Annotated in this window: 20 protein-coding genes; 17 read left to right on the top strand and 3 right to left on the bottom strand. The window is 42.6% G+C overall.

What is annotated here, in order from left to right:
- Positions 1 to 76 precede the first annotated feature (76 nt).
- The 10 genes from recA to rodA all read left to right on the top strand — a co-directional run bounded on the left by recA (position 77) and on the right by rodA (position 10,768).
- Positions 77 to 1,123 (top strand): recombinase RecA, encoded by a 1,047-nt coding sequence (recA, locus tag B151_RS0105065; protein WP_020402525.1) that lies wholly within the window; start codon positions 77 to 79, stop codon positions 1,121 to 1,123.
- Entirely contained in the window at positions 1,113 to 1,805 is a 693-nt protein-coding gene (locus B151_RS0105070) for a regulatory protein RecX (RefSeq protein ID WP_020402526.1), read from the top strand. Before recA ends, B151_RS0105070 begins: the two co-directional genes overlap by 11 nt.
- Positions 1,802 to 2,890, top strand: a complete 1,089-nt coding sequence (locus tag B151_RS0105075; RefSeq protein WP_020402527.1) for an AI-2E family transporter — start codon at positions 1,802 to 1,804, stop codon at positions 2,888 to 2,890. The genes B151_RS0105070 and B151_RS0105075 overlap by 4 nt, the downstream gene beginning before the upstream one ends.
- A 72-nt stretch (positions 2,891 to 2,962) precedes the next feature.
- Positions 2,963 to 3,547, top strand: coding sequence for a phosphoribosylglycinamide formyltransferase (gene purN / locus B151_RS0105080; RefSeq protein ID WP_026166487.1), 585 nt, complete (start codon positions 2,963 to 2,965; stop codon positions 3,545 to 3,547).
- 2 nt (positions 3,548 to 3,549) lie between these two features.
- Positions 3,550 to 5,124, top strand: a complete 1,575-nt coding sequence (purH, locus tag B151_RS0105085; protein WP_020402529.1) for a bifunctional phosphoribosylaminoimidazolecarboxamide formyltransferase/IMP cyclohydrolase — start codon at positions 3,550 to 3,552, stop codon at positions 5,122 to 5,124.
- A gap of 141 nt (positions 5,125 to 5,265) precedes the next feature.
- Positions 5,266 to 6,330 carry a rod shape-determining protein gene (locus B151_RS0105090; RefSeq protein ID WP_020402530.1) on the top strand — a complete coding sequence of 355 codons (1,065 nt, stop codon included), beginning with the start codon at positions 5,266 to 5,268 and terminating at the stop codon, positions 6,328 to 6,330.
- A 14-nt stretch (positions 6,331 to 6,344) separates the two neighbouring features.
- Positions 6,345 to 7,187 carry a rod shape-determining protein MreC gene (gene mreC, locus B151_RS0105095; RefSeq protein WP_040516585.1) on the top strand — a complete coding sequence of 281 codons (843 nt, stop codon included), beginning with the start codon at positions 6,345 to 6,347 and terminating at the stop codon, positions 7,185 to 7,187.
- On the top strand, positions 7,184 to 7,654 hold the full coding sequence (gene mreD / locus B151_RS0105100; protein WP_020402532.1) for a rod shape-determining protein MreD: 471 nt from the start codon (positions 7,184 to 7,186) through the stop codon (positions 7,652 to 7,654). The genes mreC and mreD overlap by 4 nt, the downstream gene beginning before the upstream one ends.
- Before the next feature lie 5 nt (positions 7,655 to 7,659).
- On the top strand, positions 7,660 to 9,525 hold the full coding sequence (gene mrdA / locus B151_RS18035) for a penicillin-binding protein 2 (RefSeq protein WP_245550358.1): 1,866 nt from the start codon (positions 7,660 to 7,662) through the stop codon (positions 9,523 to 9,525).
- A complete protein-coding gene (rodA, locus tag B151_RS0105110; protein ID WP_020402534.1) occupies positions 9,518 to 10,768 on the top strand; it encodes a rod shape-determining protein RodA in 1,251 nt (416 codons plus the stop codon). The genes mrdA and rodA overlap by 8 nt, the downstream gene beginning before the upstream one ends.
- A 17-nt stretch (positions 10,769 to 10,785) precedes the next feature.
- Here the strand turns inward: rodA and B151_RS0105115 are convergent, their stop codons facing one another.
- Positions 10,786 to 11,682 carry a glycine betaine ABC transporter substrate-binding protein gene (locus B151_RS0105115; protein ID WP_020402535.1) on the bottom strand — a complete coding sequence of 299 codons (897 nt, stop codon included), beginning with the start codon at positions 11,680 to 11,682 and terminating at the stop codon, positions 10,786 to 10,788.
- A 150-nt stretch (positions 11,683 to 11,832) separates the two neighbouring features.
- On the opposite strand from B151_RS0105115, the gene B151_RS0105120 reads away from it, so the two are divergent.
- The 3 genes from B151_RS0105120 (at position 11,833) to B151_RS0105130 (ending at position 14,379) form a co-directional block, all read left to right on the top strand.
- Positions 11,833 to 12,579: an MBL fold metallo-hydrolase gene (locus B151_RS0105120; RefSeq protein WP_026166491.1), complete on the top strand. Its 747-nt coding sequence runs from the start codon at positions 11,833 to 11,835 to the stop codon at positions 12,577 to 12,579.
- A 144-nt stretch (positions 12,580 to 12,723) separates the two neighbouring features.
- Complete coding sequence (locus tag B151_RS0105125; protein ID WP_020402537.1) at positions 12,724 to 13,257, top strand: class I SAM-dependent methyltransferase; 534 nt, start codon at positions 12,724 to 12,726, stop codon at positions 13,255 to 13,257.
- Positions 13,258 to 13,398: 141 nt separating this feature from the next.
- The gene (locus tag B151_RS0105130; RefSeq protein ID WP_020402538.1) at positions 13,399 to 14,379 is read left to right on the top strand and encodes a c-type cytochrome; all 981 of its coding nucleotides are present in this window, start codon (positions 13,399 to 13,401) and stop codon (positions 14,377 to 14,379) included.
- A gap of 48 nt (positions 14,380 to 14,427) precedes the next feature.
- Here the strand turns inward: B151_RS0105130 and B151_RS0105135 are convergent, their stop codons facing one another.
- Entirely contained in the window at positions 14,428 to 16,095 is a 1,668-nt protein-coding gene (locus B151_RS0105135; protein WP_020402539.1) for a M1 family metallopeptidase, read from the bottom strand.
- A 281-nt stretch (positions 16,096 to 16,376) separates the two neighbouring features.
- On the opposite strand from B151_RS0105135, the gene B151_RS0105140 reads away from it, so the two are divergent.
- The 4 genes from B151_RS0105140 (at position 16,377) to B151_RS0105155 (ending at position 20,649) form a co-directional block, all read left to right on the top strand.
- Positions 16,377 to 17,531, top strand: coding sequence for a hypothetical protein (locus tag B151_RS0105140; protein ID WP_020402540.1), 1,155 nt, complete (start codon positions 16,377 to 16,379; stop codon positions 17,529 to 17,531).
- A gap of 114 nt (positions 17,532 to 17,645) precedes the next feature.
- On the top strand, positions 17,646 to 18,872 hold the full coding sequence (locus B151_RS18040; protein ID WP_020402541.1) for a quaternary amine ABC transporter ATP-binding protein: 1,227 nt from the start codon (positions 17,646 to 17,648) through the stop codon (positions 18,870 to 18,872).
- A complete protein-coding gene (locus tag B151_RS0105150) occupies positions 18,872 to 19,696 on the top strand; it encodes an ABC transporter permease (protein WP_020402542.1) in 825 nt (274 codons plus the stop codon). The genes B151_RS18040 and B151_RS0105150 overlap by 1 nt, the downstream gene beginning before the upstream one ends.
- A 50-nt stretch (positions 19,697 to 19,746) precedes the next feature.
- Complete coding sequence (locus tag B151_RS0105155; RefSeq protein WP_020402543.1) at positions 19,747 to 20,649, top strand: glycine betaine ABC transporter substrate-binding protein; 903 nt, start codon at positions 19,747 to 19,749, stop codon at positions 20,647 to 20,649.
- Between the two features lie 68 nt (positions 20,650 to 20,717).
- On the opposite strand, the gene B151_RS0105160 is transcribed toward B151_RS0105155, so the two are convergent.
- Positions 20,718 to 21,254, bottom strand: coding sequence for a hypothetical protein (locus B151_RS0105160; protein WP_020402544.1), 537 nt, complete (start codon positions 21,252 to 21,254; stop codon positions 20,718 to 20,720).
- Positions 21,255 to 21,277 lie beyond the last annotated feature (23 nt).

The following is a 21,277-nucleotide window of genomic DNA, read 5'->3' on the forward strand; positions in this document are numbered from 1 at the left end:
CGAATAAAAAAAGGTGACATCATCTGTCACATCCGCATCTTATATTTGCCAAAACAAATTTAAAAGGAAAAGAAAAATGGCTAAATCAGACGATCGACAAAAGGCCCTCGACATTGCCGTAGGGCAAATTGAAAAACAGCACGGCAAAGGAACCATCATGAAGCTGGGCGCAGAAGCTGTTCAGGATATTGATGTAATTTCAACGGGTTCCATCATGGTGGATTATGCCCTTGGCGTGCAGGGAATTCCTCGCGGACGTGTCACTGAAATTTATGGTCCTGAGGCCAGTGGTAAAACTACCCTTGCCCTTCAGGTTATTGCAGAAGCCCAAAAAGCAGGCGGTTATGCAGCTTTTATTGATGCGGAACACGCTTTTGATCCACGTTATGCAAAAGCGCTGGGAATTAATGTAGAAGAACTGCTGGTCTCCCAACCCGACAGTGGTGAGCAAGCACTCGAAATCACCGAAACCCTCATTCGTTCCGGAGCACTCGATGTAGTTGTAGTTGACTCGGTAGCAGCTCTCGTACCCCGCGCTGAGTTGGAAGGCGAAATGGGAGATTCACACATGGGACTTCAGGCACGTTTAATGTCGCAGGCCATGCGTAAGATCACAGGTATTATCAACAAAAGTCGTACGGCCTGTATCTTCATCAACCAGGTGCGTGAGAAAATTGGAGTGATGTTTGGAAACCCGGAAACCACCACCGGTGGACGCGCCCTCAAATTCTACTCTTCCGTGCGGTTAGATATTCGCCGGATCGGCTCCATCAAAAGTGGAGATGAGGTGATCGGAAACCGCACTAAAGTTAAGGTTGCCAAGAATAAGGTGGCTCCTCCTTTCAAAGTGGTTGAATTTAACATTATGTATGGAAAAGGAATTTCCCGTATCTCGGAAATACTGGATCTTTCAGTGGAATACGACATCATTGAGAAGCGGGGAAGCTGGTTCCGATATGATGGAGAGCCAATCGGGCAAGGTTCAGATGCAGCAATGCAATTTCTTGAGGAAGATCCCGAACTGGCTAAAAAGATCGAGGCTAAAGTTCGCGCAAAATTGAGAGGCGAAGAAATCGAAGAAGATCAAAAGGACGAAAAAGAAAAAGCGGAAGTTGAAGAATAAACGGAAGTCAAAAGAGGAAAAGCTGGAGGAAGCCAGGGCGCTTCTTCCAGCTACTATTTCTGAGATTCAGGTTCAGAAAAAGAATGCTACTCGTTTTTCTCTCTTTGCAGATAACCAATTTTTAGTCGGTGTCTCCGAATCTACACTTACAAAGTTAAACTTAAAGAAAGGCGTTGAAATAACGCCTTCTTTGTTTGACCAACTCATTGAATCAGAAGAGCGCTCTGCAGCACGGGATTATTTTTTCCGTATTCTTTCCAGGCGCGATCATTCCAGAAAAGAGCTAAGGGATAAGGCATTCAAGAAAGGTTATTCGGGAGATCACATCACTGATATCCTGGATGAATTTGAAGCCAAGGAATACATCAATGATCAAAAATTCGCACTTGCCTTCACCCGGGAAAAATTTGAATTCAATAACTGGGGACCATATAAGATCCGTACACAGCTGTTTAAAAAAGGGATCACAAAGCAGGTCGCGGAGCAATGCATTCAGCAAGTATTTGGAGCGGACTCGATAAGGGACAGCATGATGGATCTGATCCGAAAAAAGAGACAGCGTTACCAAAGAGAACCGGAAGAAAAACGCCGGAAAAAGATGTTCGACTTTTTGATGCGCAAAGGTTACAATTCGGAAGATATCCTTAACCACATGGATGAACTTTTAGATATCACCAAATGAGAAATATCACTCTGGACAGAGTCGTAAAATTTATCATCGGGGCGGCAGCTCTTGCTGTTGCACTGCTGATCCTTTACAACTATTCCAACCTGGTTGTTTTTCTGATCCTCGCTATGATCTTAAGCTACATTTTGGATCCTTTTGCTAACCGCCTACAAGCGGCCGGTTTCAACCGTACTTTTGGCGTTACGCTCATTCTTACAACGGTAATTTTGATTCTCGTCTTCATCTCAACAAGTGTTATACCGATCATTGCCAATCAAATGGCTGAACTGACGGCTCAATTAAGTCTTGAGAACATTCGGCAAATATCGGTCAAAGTAGAAAACCAGCTTACCGCAAAATTCGAATTTCTGCCTGAAGGTTTTTTAGAGAATAATATTACTGCTGTTTTTAATGAACTTTTCAACGTCAACCAGATCTCATCGGTAGTCAGTGATGCCCTGAGCATCTTCACCAATATCTTTTCAGCCGTACTGGTTGTCCCCTTTGCTGCCTTCTTTTTTCTGAAAGACGGAAGCAAAATACGCCGCGACCTTCTGCGCATGGTACCCAATAAATACTTTGAAACAACATTAACCGTAATCGATAAAATCGAAAAACGACTCGGCTTATACTTTAGAAGTGTGCTAATGCAAAGTTTCCTGGTTGCCTTGTCTTCATGGACTACCCTTTCTGTTGCAGGACTTGATAATTCCATGTCGGTAGGTATTGCCGTAGGCCTGGCTAATACCATCCCTTACTTCGGGCCTATTCTTGGGTATTTTCTGTCCATCATTGTATCCATTATAGAAACCGGGAATTTCTCGTTAGTGGCTGCCTGTATACTTGCCATATTCATCGTACAAATGTTGGATAACCTGGTGTTTCAACCCATGCTTTTCTCCAGGTCGGCTGATATGCATCCGGTAGCCATCTTGTTTATCATCCTGATTGGGGCTGAAACTGCTGGCATTGTTGGGATGCTGGTTGCCATTCCCATCGCAACGGTGATCAAGATTACGATCACACAGCTAAGCTGGAGCTTTAACAATTACCAGGTTTTTCGAAGAGACTTAAGTTCATCTTCTCCCCCACCGGATTAAATTATCCCTTCATTGCTCCCAAACATTTGCTATCTTTGCCGCCCTACCAGGCAACGCTAAATTCCGTTTCTTTTGAAAAATATTGTGGTTTTTGCCTCCGGATCGGGCACCAATTTTCAATCACTGATCGACGCTATTGCGCGTGGTGACCTATCCGCCCAAATTTCCGGCCTTATCACGAACCGAACGAATATTGGCGCTATCCATCGTGCCCAAAAACATGGCATTCCCGTAAAAGTCATTGATCCAGATATTCTTTCAGAAGATCATTTTGCAGATCAACTGATCAACCAAATCCACCATTGGAATGCCGACCTGATTGTTCTTGCCGGATACTTGAAGAAGATTCCCGCTTCCGTGATCGAAGCTTATTCAAACCGGATACTGAATATTCATCCTGCCCTGCTCCCAAAATTTGGGGGAAAAGGTTTTTATGGGCTGAATGTTCATCAGGCAGTGATTGAAGCAGGTGAACAGGAATCAGGTTGCTCGGTTCATATCGTCACTGAAGAATTCGATAAAGGGCCGGTCATTGCCCAAACAAAAGTGAAGATCCTGCCCGGAGATACCCCTGAATCATTGGCAAAACGAATCTTAGCTGAAGAGCATAAACTCTATCCAAAAGCAATCCAAAAACACTTACAAAACCTAAACTAACCGTGGCACTCAAACCGCTTACTACCCTTCCTAAAAATCCCTTGAAAATTAAACGTGCACTGTTATCGGTTTCAGACAAAACCGGTCTTCCTGAATTGGCAAAGGCCTTGCATCAATCCGGTGTGGAACTCATTTCAACCGGAGGAACAGCTAAAGCGATTGAAGCTGAAGGAATTCCGGTCAAGGATGTCTCGGAGATAACAGGATTTAAGGAATGCCTGGATGGACGAGTTAAAACGCTGCATCCTATGGTTCACGGTGGAATTCTGGCTCGCACTTCTTATCAACCGGATGTGGATGAGATCAACGAACTTGGCATTACCCCCATTGAATTGGTTGTGGTGAATTTGTACCCGTTCAAAGATAAGGTAGCAGAGCATAGCGTGACTCCTGCGGAAGCCACTGAATTTATTGATATTGGTGGCCCGACGATGATCCGTGCCGCAGCCAAAAATTTTGCGCACGTTTCTATTTTGAGTTCCCCGAATCAGTATGATGCTTTTACGGAAGAGCTGGAAGAAAAAATGGCGATCTCTTTTGAAACGCGCCAAAAGTTAGCCAAAGCTGCTTTTGCTCACACTGCGGATTATGATTCCGCTATCACCAATTACTTTACCAAGCTGATCGAGGAAGAGCCTGCTCAACAATTTAACCTATCATTGCCCCTTTCTCAGGAATTGCGATATGGAGAGAATCCTCACCAAAAAGCGGCCGTTTATGGCGATCAGAATGAGTTCATAGATTGTTTTCATGGTAAGCAGCTCAGCTACAACAATTACCTGGATGTGGATGCAGCCCTCAACATCATCTCAGATTTTGAAGACAATGAAAGAGCATGTGTTATCATCAAACACACGATCCCAAGTGGGGTTGGCGTTGCAGATTCTCTGAACGAAGCCTATCAAAAAGCTTTCAGCACCGACCGTGTTTCTCCATTTGGAGGGATCGTAGTGGTGAATCAAACGCTGGACTTAGACACAGCAACCTCCATCGATGAGATCTTTACCGAGATCATCATTGCACCTGATTATTCGGATGAAGCACTGGAACTTCTCACCCAGAAAAAAAATCGCCGCTTAATTCGGATCAAAAAGTCGGTTCGTGAGGTACAAACCTCTTCATTCCGATCTATTTTTGGTGGATTGTTGAACCAAGATGCCGATCTGCAGCCGGCCAACGAAGATGAATTCAAAGTAGTAAGTAAACGCCGGCCAACCGGGCAAGAGATGAAAGACCTTCTTTTCGCCTGGAAAGTTGTACGGCATGTAAAATCCAATGCTATTGTGTACGCCAAAGACGGCCGAACGTTAGGAATAGGTTCCGGTCAAACAAGCCGGGTTGATTCATCCGAAATAGCGGTAGCAAAAGCAGCCAAAGAAGGACTCGATCTGAAAGGCTCAGCCATAGCATCGGATGCATTCTTCCCGTTTGCCGATGGAGTTGAAGCTGCAGCAAAGGCAGGAGCCAAAGCTGTCATTCAACCCGGAGGCAGTATTCGGGATGAAGAAGTAATCGCGAAAGCCGATGAGTTTGATATGGCTATGATCTTTACCGGAAAACGTCATTTCAGGCATTAAAGCACCAAATATCCATCAGGTGTAAACGAGATTTGAAATTTTCCAAATATTCATTCTTTATACATTCGCAAATACAATCTCAATATTGTATTTTCTCATGTTCCAATACCCCATAAATTAAAAATATTCTACTCAGCGCAAATGTCAGATTCTCGCGGAAAAAACGCTACGGAGACCTCTAAAAAACAATCTCAAAAGGGCTTTTTTGATTTTTTATATACCGATATCGCCATCGATTTAGGCACGGCCAACACGCTCATTTATGCTCGGGGGGAAGGCATTGTATTAAATGAACCTTCCATCGTAGCTTTAAATCAGCAGAACGTACCTGTTGCTACTGGCCACGAAGCCCGGCTAATGCATGAGAAAACGCATAATAAAATTCGGACTGTTCGACCTCTCCGCGATGGGGTTATTGCTGATTTTGAGGTAGCTGAACAGATGATCAGGGGTATGATCAAGAAAGTAAAGATGAAATGGTTTTCAACCACCCGCCAAATGGTGATCTGTGTTCCAAGCGGCATCACCGAAGTAGAAAGACGGGCCGTTCGTGATAGCGCTGAACACGCCGGTGCTAAAGAAGTTTATCTCGTTGATGAACCCATGGCCGCTGCCATCGGTATTGGATTGGATGTACACGAACCAGTTGGAAGCATGATCGTTGATATAGGTGGAGGAACAACGGAAATTGCAGTTATTGCACTTTCAGGAATTGTTTATGCGCAGTCGGTTCGCTTGGGCGGTGATGAGCTCAACGAAGACATCATCAACTATTTCCGGCGCAATCACAACTTGCTTATCGGTGAACGAACCGCTGAGAAGATCAAATGTGAAATCGGTTCAGCCGCCCCTCTTGATGAAGAACTTGAAATGATCACCAAAGGTCGTGACCTTGTTAATGGAGTTCCAAGAACACGTCATATTACTTCCAAAGATGCCCGTGAAGCTATTGCTGAATCTGTTAATACGATCGTAGAATCCATCACAAAATCATTGGAACAAACCCCTCCTGAGCTTTCAGCAGATATTCTGGATCGTGGAATAATGTTGACCGGCGGTGGTGCATTGCTCAAAAACCTGGATAAACTGATCATGGAAACAACAGATCTGCCGGTTCACATTGCAGAAGACCCGCTTACCGCCGTTGTTCGCGGAACCGGAGCTATTCTTGAAAATCTTGAATATTACCGCCCGGTAATTTCCTAATACCCCGGAAATGAATGCGATTTAGATCCTTCAACTTAAGTGATGCTAAAGATTACATAATAACCGCATTTATCCTGGTCATCGCCTTATCGTTAATGATAAGCAGACATCAAGGCGGAATAGACAGCCTGCGTAAAGTTTCCATGACTACCTTAAGCCTTTTGGAAGAACCGCTTTCCAACATCCGTGTGTATAGGCAGGCGTTGAATACCAATAACTATCTTCAGCGGCAAAACATATTACTTCAGGATGAACTTAGCAGGCTGCGATCCATCGAGAAAGAAAATGAGGAACTCCGGGCACTTTTAGGCTATAAGCAACGCAGTTCATTTGACCTCACCCCTGTTTCTATTGTAGGTAAACAGCTTTCAGGACGAAATAATGTTTTAACTATTGACGCCGGAACCAATGAAGGTTTAGAAGAGGGCATGCCATTGGTTACATCAGACGGACTGATTGGTAAAATCATATTAGCCGGAAAATATTACTCACAGGTAATGCCATACTATAATTCGCTTTTTCGTGTAAGTGCACAGGTTCAGCTCAACCAGGCAAATGGCATTGTAAGTTGGCCCGGCGAACAGTACGGTGAGTTGGTCATGAACTTCGTCCCGAAAACAATTAATGTTGACTCCGGGTTTGTAGTTGAAACCTCCGGCAGCAGCAACCAATTTCCCGGAGGCATTCCAATAGGAAGAGTAACAAGAACCATACCCGAACCCGGTAAGGAAACTCAGCAGATCTTTTTGGAACCAAACGTAATGCTCGCTGACGTAGCTCAGGGGTTTGTTGTAAAGTTCAAACCCGATTCGAGTATCATAAATCTTCAACAGCAATATAATCAGCTTTTCGAATGAGCAAAGAAACCCTGACAGATCTAATTCTTGGATTGGTATTTATATTTGCTCAGGTGCTCATATTTCAGCACTTGAGCATTTTAGGGACCACCCCTGATCTGTTATTGGTATATTTGCTATGGCTGGCTACCAAAAGAAACCGGGGAAACCTGATCCTGCAAGCCGGAGCCTTAGGTTTTGTGCAGGATGCATTGTTCGACTTTTGGGGCTTAAACATGTTTGCCAAAACACTGCTCTGTTTTATGATCTTTAATTTCATAGAACGTAATAAGGAAGGCCGGCTTCTGATCTGGCAGATATTTGCCACCATTGCAGTAGCAGCCATTTTTCATAACCTGATATTCCTGGCTTTAAGCAGTTTTGTGGAGGCTTACAATACTTCATATCAGCCTGCAATTTTTGTGATTGGAAGCGGTTTATATACTGCTGTAGTTGGCTCCATATTGTTTGTATTTAAAGGAAATTAAAACTCATGTCACCGGCTGAATCAAATAGAACAAGAACTTCCATCAGGGCTTTGCAGGTCATCATGATCAGCATGACCCTTATTGTGCTTGGGCGTATATTTTATTTGCAGGTTGTGGAATACGACACTTATGCAGCACTTGGTCAGGAGAATTCTGTTCGTCAGGAATATGTGGATCCGGCCCGGGGATTGATCTACGATCGGAATGGCACCCTGATTGTTGACAACGAACCTATATTTTCGATAACCATCACCCCTTCTCTGTTTGATCGGGAAAAAATACCTCTTTTGGCATCTCTGATGGGTGTTCATAAATCCGTGATCAAAGCCCGGGTTCTTCAAGCTCAGGAGTATTCCTGGTATCGAACATCGCGTTTATTTACAGAAATTGATTTCAAGCGGTTCTCACTCATTCAGGAAAATTTGTGGCAACTGCCGGGGATAGGACATCAGATAGAAAGTAAACGCCATTACCCAACCGATATAAAAGCTTCTCATGTTTTGGGATATCTACGAGAAGCAAATGAAAGTGAATATCAAAACTCACCGGAACTCCGGCTGGGCGATAAGATCGGTAAAAGTGGACTTGAGCTAACCTATGAAGATTCCTTACGTGGGGAATTGGGTATCCGCTATCTCAAAGTCAATGCTTTCGGGCAAGAATTGGGAAATTTTGAACAGGAGGAGTTAGGCCGTATTCCTGTGCAAGGCAGCGACCTGATCAGTACGATTGACGTTGAGCTCCAAAAGTTTACGGAGGAATTGATGAAGGGAAAACGCGGTGCCGTGGTTGTAATGAACCCAAATACCGGTGCTATCCTCGCCTTAGCCAGCTCTCCTTCTTATGATCAAAGTAAACTGGCCGGTCGTCTCGATCTGGATTACTGGCAATCGATTAATGCCGACTCAACAACTCCTTTGTATAATCGGGCTATATCAAGCAGGCAGCCCCCCGGGTCAACCTTTAAACCGCTGATGGGAATTATAGGCCTGCATTTGGGGATAGTCACCCCAAAGACAAAAGTATACAACAGTGGAGCATATATTCGCGGACGTGCATATCGTGATCTGGCTGATGTTGGAGAATATGACCTTAAGAAAGCCATCACTTTTTCAAGTAATACCTATTTTTTATCGTTGATGGACAAAATTGCCACCCAGGGAAAACTAAATGAATGGAGTAAGCTCGTAAAAGATTTTGGTCTTGGCGTTCCTTTAAATATAGACCTCAATAATGCCACCGCCGGTATTATCCCGGATAGTACCTATCTCAACAACAGGTTTGGAGTCCGAAAATGGGGTTTGGGAGATGTTTTGAATTTTGGAATTGGTCAAGGTTTAATTTCCGCCTCTCCCCTGCAAATTGCCGTCATGACCAGCGCCATTGCCAATGGCGGATACAGGGTAGAACCTCATTTGGTACAGGCTATCAGGAATTCTGAAGGAAAGATATCACGCAAACAACCTGCGGTCAGAAAGATTGATTGGGTTAAACCGGAATATCTTGCTGAAGTCAAGAAGGGAATGCGAGGAGTGGTAACTGAAGGCAGCGGACGTTGGTATGCCAATATTCCCAATTTAGAAGTTGCAGGTAAAACCGGTACAGCACAGAACCCACATGGACTGGATCACGGGTGGTTTACTACTTTTGCCCCAATAGATAATCCCGAGATCGTTGTTACTGCATTTATCGAAAATGCAGGATTTGCTTCTGTATCGGCAGCTCCGGTAGCATCTTTAATCACAGAAAAATACTTAACCGGAGAAATCAAAAGAAAATGGATCTACGATCATGTGATCAACTTTAAGCCTACGGATCCGGACGCTGATGAGTCTGACACGAACACCGAAACCACTGCTGCTAATGAATAACCTCAGAGAACTTAGCTGGTCGGTGATCTTTACCTGGGTGCTGCTCGCAACCATGGGTCTTATTGCTATTTACAGTGCCACACAAGGGCCCGTTTCTCAATTTTTGCCCGAATACATTCAGAATAACTTTTACAAACAAGTTGGATGGGTAGCGGTTTCTGTCTTTATTATGATCGGTATTCTGATTGTCCCTCCCCGGAATTTTGTACAACTGTCATATGTATTTTATGCATTTGGAATCATCCTGATGATACTGACACTGTTGTTCGGTCGTGAAGTAAATGGAGCAAAAAGCTGGATTGGAATTGGTCCTTTCGGAGGACAAAGCAGTGAGATTATGAAAGTCGCCACCATATTAGCAGCAGCAAACTACCTTACCAGCCGGAGGAATATTTCTGCGGAGAATGTGAAGTATGCCCTCACCACCGTAGCTATTATTTTAATCCCCACCATAATTGTGATTCTACAAAACGACCTGGGGACTGCTTTGATATTTCTTACCTTGATACCGGTCATGCTTTTTTGGTCAGGTTTGCCCTACGGAGTATCATTATTCATCATCTCTCCTGCCGTTATCGCTTATTTATCTGTGATAGAATGGTATTATGGTGCTATCGCTGCAATCATTCTTTCCTTTATCATTTTTTTGGTGCAGAGAAGGGTTTGGCTTACCATTACCTCTTTGATCACAGGATTGTTAACTATTTCCGGAATACAACTCGCCCTTACTCAACTTTTGCAACCTCACCAGATCGCACGAATTGCAGCCTTTACCAATCCATCTTACGACCCTACCGGAGCCGGCTGGAATGTTATTCAGGCAAAGACGGCGATTGGATCGGGCGGACTAACCGGCAAAGGTTTCCTTGAAGGAACACAAACACAACTCAAGTTCTTGCCTGAACAATGGACTGACTTTGTATTTTGCGTTATTGGGGAGGAATTTGGATTTATAGGAGCAACAATCGTTATAGTCGCTTTTCTATTTCTTTTTGTACGACTGCTCAACATGGCCGGAAATCACAAACATCCCTTTGCACAACTGTTTATTGTGAGTGTGACGGCTGTATTTTTTACTCACTTTTTTATCAATGTTGGCAGTGCCTCTGCCCTGCTTCCTGTTATCGGGCTGCCATTACCTTTTATCAGTTATGGTGGTTCTGCCTTTATTGTAAATACGGTGATGCTTGGAATTTGTCTTAACATGGATTTTCACAAGCGGGAATTCAGTATTTACAGGTAAGAATTTTAAACTACTGCTTACATCACCTTCTCACGTTCAGGTTCAAGATCTCGTATCCAACGATTTACTACATACTCATTTTCTTGCATCCAATTTCTTACGGCTCTGCGCTCATCAGTTGGAAAAGCCTGAATTTCATCCATGAGCGCTGCTAACTGAGCATCCGACATCTTAAATCGTTCTAAGAATAATGCAGCTCTGGGATGGTCTTCTGTAAAACCATTTCTTGCAATCGTATGTATTTTCTCAGCATTCCCAAACACATTCTTAGGATCATTCAAGAATCGAAGCTCAAACCGGTTATAGATCCAATGAGGAACCCAGCCGGTAACAACAATAGGTTCTCTTTTCTTAATGGCCCCAATTAACGCATTCGTCATATTCGCTTCACTGCCACTCTTTAGAACCACATTCAAATCATACTCTCGGATAGCATTCTCAGCTGAAGTCATGATGCCTGCCCCCACATCAATTCCGATAATTGTATCTGTAACTGCGGACAAATCAGAAATTGTACTCGCAGAAATATAATTGGGAACTAAAAATCCGGTCTGAACGCCGCTAACATTCACTCCAAGATCGTCAAGATCGGTTCCATATTCCCGCATGTAATTCTCATGGGTATTTGGAAGCCATGCATCCACAAAAACATCATATTCTTTGCTTTGAAGTTGTTTGAAAACCGATTGAACGTCCGTCATCTTGGTAACTACCTCGTATCCAAGGTTGGACTCCAGTATTTCAGCAGTTAAGTGGGTCATTGCTACACCTTCCGACCAATTTGCATAAACCATTCTAATAGTTGGCTCTTCCGGTTCCTGAGTTTCAGGGTTGCACCCATATACAATAAGGCCTGTTAGAACGGTTGCCGTAATAATAAATACAATACTTGAAACGGATCGAACAATTTTCATAATTCCTCCCTTATTAACTGTAAAAACAATTACCTATTTAAAATAACTTATTCAAGCATAATGTAAAGTAACCGATTCCGCATCTGCCTTACTGAATGAAATGAGCTTTTCTGAAGTTTATGAAGCAACTTTCAACTAACTGATTCTTCTATGACCAAACATTCTTTTAATCTCTTGTTGCTCTTGATGCTTCCTTCTTTTCTTTTTGCGCAACTGAATAACAACCCGGACCAAATTCAAACTAATAATGGAGAGCTCATCATACATCCTATCCTCCATGGTTCGGTCATTTTTGAGTGGGATGAACTTTCCGTTTATGTAGATCCTTGGGGAGATGTATCCTTATATGCTGGAAAGCCGGAACCTGATATCATCCTTATTACTCACCCACATGGAGACCATCTTAGCCCTGAAACACTTGGCAACCTGGATACGGAGAACGTGACTTTTATTGTTCCGAAAGTTGTAGCAGAACAAATGCCCGATGAATATTCCGACCGGATTGACATTTTGAATAACGGTGAATCCATGGATATAAATGGTATTAATGTCTCAGCGATTCCTATGTATAATCTGCCAAACGAAGGGGCACGCCACACTAAAGGTTGGGGAAATGGCTACGTCCTTACCATTGATGGCAAACGGATCTATGTTTCCGGAGACACGGAAGACATTCCTGAAATGAGAAATTTAGAAGAAATTGATGTAGCCTTTGTATGCATGAACTTGCCTTACACCATGGATATTTATCAAGCCGCCAGCGCTGTGCTCGATTTCGAACCGGCTATCATGTATCCTTATCACCACCGCGGACAAGACATTGTACGATTTAAAGAAATAGTAGATGCTGAAAACAAAGAAATCGAGGTGAGGTTAAAGAATTGGTACCCCAACTAATATTTGTAATCTGAATCATAATAACTATACCTTGGTGCAAAAAGCATGAAGTGCACCCTTTGTTCTTCCATAACGCAACCATTTTATTTTCACGAAAGAGAGGCCCGGCAATATCACAGATGCTCAAACTGTCGGGCTGTTCTAATGGATTCGGATGATTATCCAACTCCAAAGCAAGAAATTGAACGCTATGAGAGTCACGATAATGATGTAGAAGATCCTCGGTATCAGGAGTTTGTATCCCCATTGGTAGAATTGGTACAAAAACATTTCGGGCCCGGGCACCTTGGCTTAGATTTTGGCTCCGGTACAGGCCCCGTGATCACAAAAATGCTGCAGGAACTCCATTATAGTATCAACCTTTTCGATCCTTTCTTTGATAATCATCCGGAGGTTTTGGAGCTAAATTATGATTATATCGTTAGCTGTGAGGTTATTGAACATTTTCATAATCCCTATTCTGAATTCAAGAAGCTTCGCAGTATGCTGAAGCCCGGAGGTGCTCTTTTTCTGAAAACTGATCTATACAGTGACGATTTGGATTTTCATTCCTGGTACTATAAAGGAGATGGAACCCATGTGTTTTTTTACCATCCCAAAACATTTGAGTGGATCAAAGAAGAGTTTAATTTTACAAGTCTTGAAATTGATGATCGACACATTTCATTATTTCTTTAGACCTTGTTAAGTGGTTGGGCTGTAGACATTTATATAAAAAATTATCACATTAGCCTTGAATTCAACATGAGGCTTTTTCTATTTAATACGATATAATCGCGGGTATAAAGCTTCTCTAACTTCCACTAACAATCTACTGCTATGAGAAATATATTGAAGGGTTTAGGTGTATTGGCGATAGTTGCAATACTCTCAATCATTGGAATACTTACTTATGTTACAACGGTTTTACCGGATGTTGAACCGGCCCCGGATCTTCAGATTGAGCTTACAAATGAACGGATCGAAAGAGGCCGCTATTTAGCCAATAATGTCATGGTGTGTACCCACTGCCATAGCCCACAGGAAAGATCCAAATTCGCCCATCCCCTTAACTCCGACAGCCTTGGTGCCGGAGGAATTCTTTTTGGAACAGAAGAAGGATTACCGGGAAATTATTATTCAGCAAACCTGACCCCATCCTTTCTTGGAGACTGGACAGATGGCGAGATCTATCGTGCAATTACCACCGGAGTAAGTAAAGACGGCCGGGCCTTATTCCCGATCATGCCTTATCAAAAATATGCGAAAGCCGAAAAGGAAGACATTTATTCCGTAATTGCCTATTTACGGACACTGGATCCCATTGAAAATGAGGTCCCACTATCAGAATCATTCTTCCCAATGAATTTTATCATTAATACTATTCCCAAAGCCCCTACTCACGAGATGGTCAGAGATACAACCAATCCGGTTTCCTGGGGAAAGTACCTGGTGACGGTAGCAAGCTGTAGTGATTGTCACACTCCCAAAGAAAAAGGAGCAGACATACCCGGGATGCAATTTGCGGGTGGATTTGAATTCCCAATGATAGACAAAAGTATCGTGAGAACGGCTAACATAACCCCGGATAACAATACAGGTATTGGAACCTGGAGTGAAGAGGAGTTTGTAAACAGATTCAAAAGCTATGCAGATACCTCATTTGAATTTAAGGAAATAGCACACGGAACTTTCAACACCTCCATGCCCTGGAAACAATATTCTCAAATGTCGGAGCAGGAATTGAAAGCAATTTATGCTTATTTAAGAACGGTGGAACCCGTTGAACATACTTTTGAGAGGTTCACCCCAGCTGAGTGATTAATCCAAACAGTAGTAAAGTCCTCAATCTCAGCCCTTGGGGACTTTCTAGTGTTCTGACCCCAACAAATTAAACTGGCCAACATAATAATTGGGATCCACGGTTAGCCGGAATGATTCTACAGCATCAACGGGATACCTTTTCCATGTTGTAGAAGGTTTAAGCCTGATCTGGTAACCATTATTAATTGTCACATCTACAGGGAGATCAAACCCTGGTACGGCATTCCCCCACCGATACGTCAAAACTCCATTTCTGTAAGCATATTCGAGGGTTGGAATTCTGGTGTCTCTCAAGTACTGTTCGAAAACCCTGCTAAGATCATAGCCAAATTGCTCACTTATGAAATTCTCCACCTCCTTCGAAGTTACAGTCCGATGATAGAATTCTTTATTTAAACCTCTGAGTGTTGCGCGCCATAGTGAATCGTCAGCCGCTACTTGCCGAAGCGTATGCAGTAAATTTCCTCCTTTATTATACATATCAGAGGAGCCTTCATGGTGCACACCGTACTCCCCAATCAAAGGACGATCGTTCATGATCCCTAACCTCAGCCCCTGAACGTATTCGTTTGCCGCTTGTTCACCAAAATGATAATCCAGATAAAGGCTCTCTGAATAATTAGTAAACCCCTCATGTACCCACATATCTGCAACATCAGCGTATGTAATATTATTTGCAAACCACTCATGTCCTGTTTCATGTATAATGATAAAGTCAAACTTCAAGCCCCATCCCGAACCGCTCAGGTCCCGGCCTAAATATCCATTTTCAAAGCGGTTTCCATACGTTACCGAACTTTGATGCTCCATTCCAAGATATGGTGCTTCCACCAGCTTATAACCATCCTCATAAAATGGATAAGGGCCAAACCAATACTCAAAAGCCTCCATCATCGGTTTTACTTGTTTGAACTGTTTCCGGGCTTTTTCCTCATTTTCGCGTAGCACATAATAATCCAAGCTTAACCTGCCTTTTTCTCCATCATAAGTCTCCCCAAAATGTACATAGTCTCCTATGTTGATGTTCACACCGTAATTGTTGATCGGATTAGATACAAACCAATGCCATGTTTTGGTATTATTTTGATTTTCATCGACTTTTCTAAGTCTCCCATTCGAAACATCCATAAGCGAATCGGGGGTGGTTATGCTGATGAGCATACTGTCAGGCTCGTCATAAGGATGGTCCTTATTAGGCCACCAAATACTTGCCCCAATGCCCTGATTTGAGGTGGCCACAAAGGGTTTCCCATTCGAATCATGGGTCCATGTAAAACCGCCATCCCAAGGTGGATTAGCTGCTATCACCGGCTTCCCGGAATACCATATCTTAAGTTCATTAACGTCACCCAAAGCCTGGTCTTTTTTCAACTCCACAAAAAAAGCGTTGCCATCCCGGTAAAAGTTGAGTTGCCTTCCCTCCTGCTCTATTTTTGAAATATCCAATGGTTCCTGTAAATCGATCTGCATAGTTTGAGCGGGTTCAATTACCCGGTATTGCACCATATTTGTACCGCTGATACTACTGTCCTCAATATGCACCCTCACATTTAAATGATAATATGTCAAATCCCACCAGGCTCTTTCGGGAGTTATTGCCCCCCGCAGCGTATCCTGATGAGAAAAAGTTTCTTGGCCATATATATCCTCAAAGCCGGTTATAGAAATTGCCAATACAAGGCAAAGAAAAAAGTTGAACGTTTTTAGTTTCATATGTTTTGATATTAGCGAACCTAACAAGCTCAATGTAAAAACCGTATGTGATCCGATCGTGCTTTATAAGTTGTTTTTATTATGAAGTTATTATCGATTACGGTTTTACACCGGCACCTTAAGCTGTTATATTAAACAGATAAGAACTTCATTATTTAGGTAATTTAAAACGAAACACTTGTTTAATTTGAAGCAAAAGCTCAAGCTTCAATAGTGTTATTCATCCCATATTTGGGTTACCAACTGACAATAGTACTTAATTTAAATTTTCATAACTAATCATGAAAAACTTAATTCTGTTTGTCACCTCAATACTAACACTTATTTCGACATCAACTTTTGCACAAGAAGAATCTTCACTTTCAGTCGGCGGGGCAGTCCGCTATAATGTACTTCTAACTGATTACGAAGATAATACCATTGATAATAATGATGGTCAATTCACATGGGATACATGGAGAATTAACGTCAACGCCAATAAGAAAGGGGTAAAACTTAATTTTGAGTATCGCTTTTATCCCACGTTCAATACTCACTTTGTAAAGCAAGGATGGCTTGGTTACGATTTCAATGAGAAGAATAATATTCAGATCGGTGTAACACAGGTACCCTTTGGCAATCTCCAATACAATTCTCATAATTGGTGGTTTCAGGGACCCTATTATGTAGGACTAGAGGACGACCACGACATGGGTTTGAAATATACATATACCGGAAAGGACTGGGATTTCATGGGCGCGTATTTCTTTCAGCCTGAACCTGCCGGACCTGCAGGAGGATCCGGTTCATTCGGTTTTGGAGGCTCAGGACGGTATTCCTATGACATTGTTCCAACAGGGAATCAATCAAATTATGAACGTAACCAACTCAATGCGAGAGCAACGCGGACTTTTAATATTGAAAACGGATCTTTAGAAGTGGGTGCAAGTGCAGAGGTTGGTCAAATCTGGAATCAGGCTTTGGATGAAACCACTTCTCGTTATGCTTTAGCTGCCCACACCGACATAAATTACGGTAACTGGAATTTTAAAGGGCAGTTTATCAACTACGGTATGGATGCGCAAAATGATCTTGGCCAAAGTGTCAATTTTGTAAACATGGGCGCTTATGGAACGCCTTATCCTGTAGCTACCGAGATGAACCTATATTCTGCCGGTCTAAGTTACAGTTACGACGTTGATTGGGGGCCCATCAGTAACCTGAATTTCTATAATGATTATACGTTCTTTCAAAAAAATATTGATGGATACAATAATGCACATCAGCATGTACTTGGCTTCCTGATGACTGCCGGAAACGTATATACCTACTTCGACATAGCCAGAGGAAGTAACCAGCCCTGGATTACCCAAAACTTTGGAACCGGACTTGCTCAAGGTGTCAATGACGCACGCTGGAATACCCGCTTCAATATCAACATAGGGTACTATTTCTAAAGATTACAGGATTCAATCCTTCCCTTGCGGGAGGGATATCCTGAATGAAGAGTTTTCTTTATTGAGGATATCCCTCACGATATGAACTGTAATTATTAGAATAAAATCTTTGAAATGGCAGCAATTACGGTACAAAACCTATATAAGATATTCGGTAAGAATCCCGAAAATGCACTTCCCCTTATTGAAGCCGGTAAATCCAAGGAAGAGATATTAGACCAGACCGGAAACACCATAGGCATAAACAACGCAAGTTTCGAGGTCAAAGAAAAGGAGATGTTTGTCATTATGGGACTTTCCGGCAGTGGTAAATCAACGGTTCTAAGATGCTTGAACCGATTAATCGAACCTACAAAAGGCACCATTAAAATCGGGGATGAAGACATAACCAATGTGAGTAAAGACCGCTTGTTAGACATGCGCCGGAATAAAATGTCTATGGTCTTCCAGAATTTTGGCCTATTTCCACATCGAACCGTAGCCGATAACGTAGAATACGGACTTGAAATTAGCGGCATAGATAAAGAGAACCGAAGAGCAAAGGCATATGGAGCTCTTCAAAAGGTAGGTTTGAAAGGTTACGAACAACAGAAACCCAGCGAACTCAGTGGAGGTATGCAGCAGCGGGTTGGTCTTGCAAGAGCTTTAGCCAATGACCCTGAAATCCTTTTAATGGATGAAGCTTTCAGTGCGTTGGACCCTCTGATTCGAGCCGACATGCAGGACGAGCTGTTGGAACTACAAGCTGAAGTACACAAAACAGTTGTATTCATTACACACGATCTGGATGAAGCGCTGAAGATCGGAGACCGAATCGCTATTATGAAAGACGGTTATGTGGTTCAGGTTGGAACTCCCGAAGAAATTCTTACCAATCCCGCAGATGATTATGTGAAAGCATTTGTACAAAATGTAGACCGTACTAAAGTCATCACAGCCCAGGCAATTATGCGAAAAGCTCCATCCATTCAAATTCCAAAAGATGGACCTTCGGTAGCCATCCGAAAAATGGAAAAGGTAGGTGTATCAACAACTTACGTGGTTGACGAGCAACGGAAATTAAAAGGTGTGGTGACTATCGATGATGCAATACGACTAAAAGATCAGCACCATAAAAACCTTGAGAGCATACTGATTTCAGACATTGCCGTTGCCTCACCACAAACCCCCATTAATCAGTTACTCCCTAAAGCAATTGAATCAAAATACCCCATAGCTATAACGGACGCAGATCAAAACTTGAAAGGTATTGTTGACCGTGCCACCATTCTCGCTGAGCTGAATGAGAATGGAAATGAAGCCGTAAACGAAAAAGCTGAACCTAAGACCCTCACAAAATAATGTTTGATATTCCTGTAGGTGATTTTTTCGAGTTTCTCATTAACTGGCTAACCGAAAATCTTGGTGGTTTCTTTGACCTCATAACTGTTACCGTAAAAACATTTTTAGTGGGTATCGAGAATGTATTGCTTTTCCCACACCCTATTTTGATGATTATATTACTCTCTGCCCTGGCTTGGTATGTTTCAGGAAAAGGAGTTGGAATTTTTACGGTGATCGGTCTCTTTGTGGTTGAGGGTATGGACATGTGGGAAGGCACCATGGAAACCCTCGCACTGATCATTACAGCTGTTTTCATTGCTTTACTGGTTGGGATCCCTCTTGGCATTTGGGCTTCAAAAAATAGCACCGTTGAAAAAATTACCAGACCGGTTTTAGATTTCATGCAAACAATGCCAGCCTTTGTATACCTTATTCCCGCTGTGTTATTTTTCGGATTGGGAGAAGTACCGGGAATCATCGCCACTTTGATTTTTGCCATGCCTCCTGCCGTAAGGCTTACAAATTTGGGAATCCGCCAGGTTCCTGAAGAAATTCGTGAGGCAGCTCTGGCTTTTGGCTCCGACTCCAGGCAAATGCTATTTAAGGTTGAATTACCCGTAGCACTTCCCACCATTTTAGCAGGAGTAAATCAAACCATTATGTTGGCACTTTCGATGGTCGTTATTGCCGCATTGATCGGGGCAGGAGGCTTAGGACAACCAGTGGTTACCGGGCTCCAGCAGCTTGATATTGGGCTGGGATTTGAAGGAGGATTAGCAATTGTCATCCTTGCTGTATTTCTGGATCGTGTAACTCAATCATTGGGAGAACGATCACAATAAGAAATTAGAATTAGGTTTAATCATAATCGAAAACAGAAACAGAGAGAATCATGAAAATACATAAAAATATACCATCGATATTTTCGAAGCTTGGTGTTTTGCTACTCGCATTGGTTTTCGCAGCCGGATGTACCCAGCAAAAACAAGAGAAAAAAACTGCTGATCTGGTCTATGTGAATTGGGCCGAGGGCATCGCCTACACAAACTTAGCCAAAGTAGTTCTCGAAGATAAAATGAATTACGATGTGGAAATAACATCTGCTGATGTTGGGCCCGCTTATACCGCAGTTGCGCAAGGTGATGCTGACGCATTCATGGAAACCTGGCTGCCCACCCTTCATGCTGACTACTATGAGCAGTTTAAAGATGATATTTCCGATTTAGGAACCGTTTATGAAGGTACACAAAGTGGACTCGTTGTCCCCAGATATGTTGAAATAGATAAAATATCAGAGCTAAATGAGGTTAGAGACCGGTTTAACGGTGAGATCACAGGAATTGATGCCGGAGCGGGTATCATGAAAACAACCAATCAAGTGATTGAAGAATATGATCTTGATTATGAGTTGGTGCAATCGAGCGGGCCTGCAATGACTTCTGCACTGCAGCGAGCAATAGATAATGAAGAATGGATCGTGGTAACCGGCTGGAAACCTCATTGGAAGTTTGGCCGTTTCGACCTGAAATTTCTCGAACAGGATGAAGACAAAATGCTCTGGAAACAGGGTAACATTCATATTATGGGACGAGATAATCTGGCTCAAGATAAACCGGAATTAGCCGAATTTCTTTCCGAAATGTATCTTACCGATGGAGAGCTGGCTGATTTAATGGTAGCCATCAATGAGTCGGATGCAGATAATGAAGTGGTTGCACGTCAATGGATGCAGGAACATGAAGAGGTAGTTGAAGACTGGATACCCGAGGGTAATCAACAAGCTGGCATGAACTAAAAAAATGCTTAAACTAAAAAAAGGGATCACTCGAAAAGTGATCCCTTTTCTTTTATACATATCTTAATTTAATTTCCGGCGAGTCGATCTACAATTACTATAGTAGTAGCAATAGCTGATATGGCCGGTGCTATTACGCCAACGTAATCACGAAAACTCGGTTTACGCTTTACCCGAACAGTAATGGTTTGATTATTCTCAACTATAAAATTGTTCATTCCCTCTGGAAAAGGTTCTTCAAACCTATATCTAAATTCTTCCATGGTCTGCAATTGATTTTCTTCATCATATTCCTGAATATTTATCTCCACTCTCATCTTTGACCAGTCCAAATTTGTTTGCCCATCACGGAGCGTCTGCGGACCAAAACTATAGGAAAGTAACAGGGGTAAAGAAGTGCCTTTAGGCACCAAATAACGACCAGAACTCCCAACATCACCCCAAACATTTACAGAATCAGTTAATTGACCCGGTTCTGCTATACGAATGATGCGTTCTGCCAATCGAAATTGCTGAGAAACCGGAGTCTGTCTGTTTTGCGCCTGTATTGTTTGGACACAAAGAAACATAAAAAGAAATAGTACTGTTGAACGTAAAAAAGTCATGTATTTGTCTGTATTTGATTCCT

This window comes from Gracilimonas tropica DSM 19535 (assembly GCF_000375425.1).
In the GTDB taxonomy this organism is placed as follows: Bacteria; Bacteroidota; Rhodothermia; order Balneolales; family Balneolaceae; genus Gracilimonas; species Gracilimonas tropica.

What these genes read in the sequence shown, in the direction of transcription:
- recA (WP_020402525.1), top strand. Translation starts at nt 77, where the DNA reads ATGGCTAAATCAGACGATCGACAAAAGGCCCTCGACATTGCCGTAGGG.
- B151_RS0105075 (WP_020402527.1), top strand. Translation starts at nt 1,802, where the DNA reads ATGAGAAATATCACTCTGGACAGAGTCGTAAAATTTATCATCGGGGCG.
- B151_RS0105090 (WP_020402530.1), top strand. Translation starts at nt 5,266, where the DNA reads ATGTCAGATTCTCGCGGAAAAAACGCTACGGAGACCTCTAAAAAACAA.
- mreC (WP_040516585.1), top strand. Translation starts at nt 6,345, where the DNA reads ATGCGATTTAGATCCTTCAACTTAAGTGATGCTAAAGATTACATAATA.
- mreD (WP_020402532.1), top strand. Translation starts at nt 7,184, where the DNA reads ATGAGCAAAGAAACCCTGACAGATCTAATTCTTGGATTGGTATTTATA.
- mrdA (WP_245550358.1), top strand. Translation starts at nt 7,660, where the DNA reads ATGTCACCGGCTGAATCAAATAGAACAAGAACTTCCATCAGGGCTTTG.
- rodA (WP_020402534.1), top strand. Translation starts at nt 9,518, where the DNA reads ATGAATAACCTCAGAGAACTTAGCTGGTCGGTGATCTTTACCTGGGTG.
- B151_RS0105115 (WP_020402535.1), bottom strand. Translation starts at nt 11,682, where the DNA reads ATGAAAATTGTTCGATCCGTTTCAAGTATTGTATTTATTATTACGGCA.
- B151_RS0105120 (WP_026166491.1), top strand. Translation starts at nt 11,833, where the DNA reads ATGACCAAACATTCTTTTAATCTCTTGTTGCTCTTGATGCTTCCTTCT.
- B151_RS0105125 (WP_020402537.1), top strand. Translation starts at nt 12,724, where the DNA reads ATGGATTCGGATGATTATCCAACTCCAAAGCAAGAAATTGAACGCTAT.
- B151_RS0105130 (WP_020402538.1), top strand. Translation starts at nt 13,399, where the DNA reads ATGAGAAATATATTGAAGGGTTTAGGTGTATTGGCGATAGTTGCAATA.
- B151_RS0105135 (WP_020402539.1), bottom strand. Translation starts at nt 16,095, where the DNA reads ATGAAACTAAAAACGTTCAACTTTTTTCTTTGCCTTGTATTGGCAATT.
- B151_RS0105140 (WP_020402540.1), top strand. Translation starts at nt 16,377, where the DNA reads ATGAAAAACTTAATTCTGTTTGTCACCTCAATACTAACACTTATTTCG.
- B151_RS18040 (WP_020402541.1), top strand. Translation starts at nt 17,646, where the DNA reads ATGGCAGCAATTACGGTACAAAACCTATATAAGATATTCGGTAAGAAT.
- B151_RS0105150 (WP_020402542.1), top strand. Translation starts at nt 18,872, where the DNA reads ATGTTTGATATTCCTGTAGGTGATTTTTTCGAGTTTCTCATTAACTGG.
- B151_RS0105155 (WP_020402543.1), top strand. Translation starts at nt 19,747, where the DNA reads ATGAAAATACATAAAAATATACCATCGATATTTTCGAAGCTTGGTGTT.
- B151_RS0105160 (WP_020402544.1), bottom strand. Translation starts at nt 21,254, where the DNA reads ATGACTTTTTTACGTTCAACAGTACTATTTCTTTTTATGTTTCTTTGT.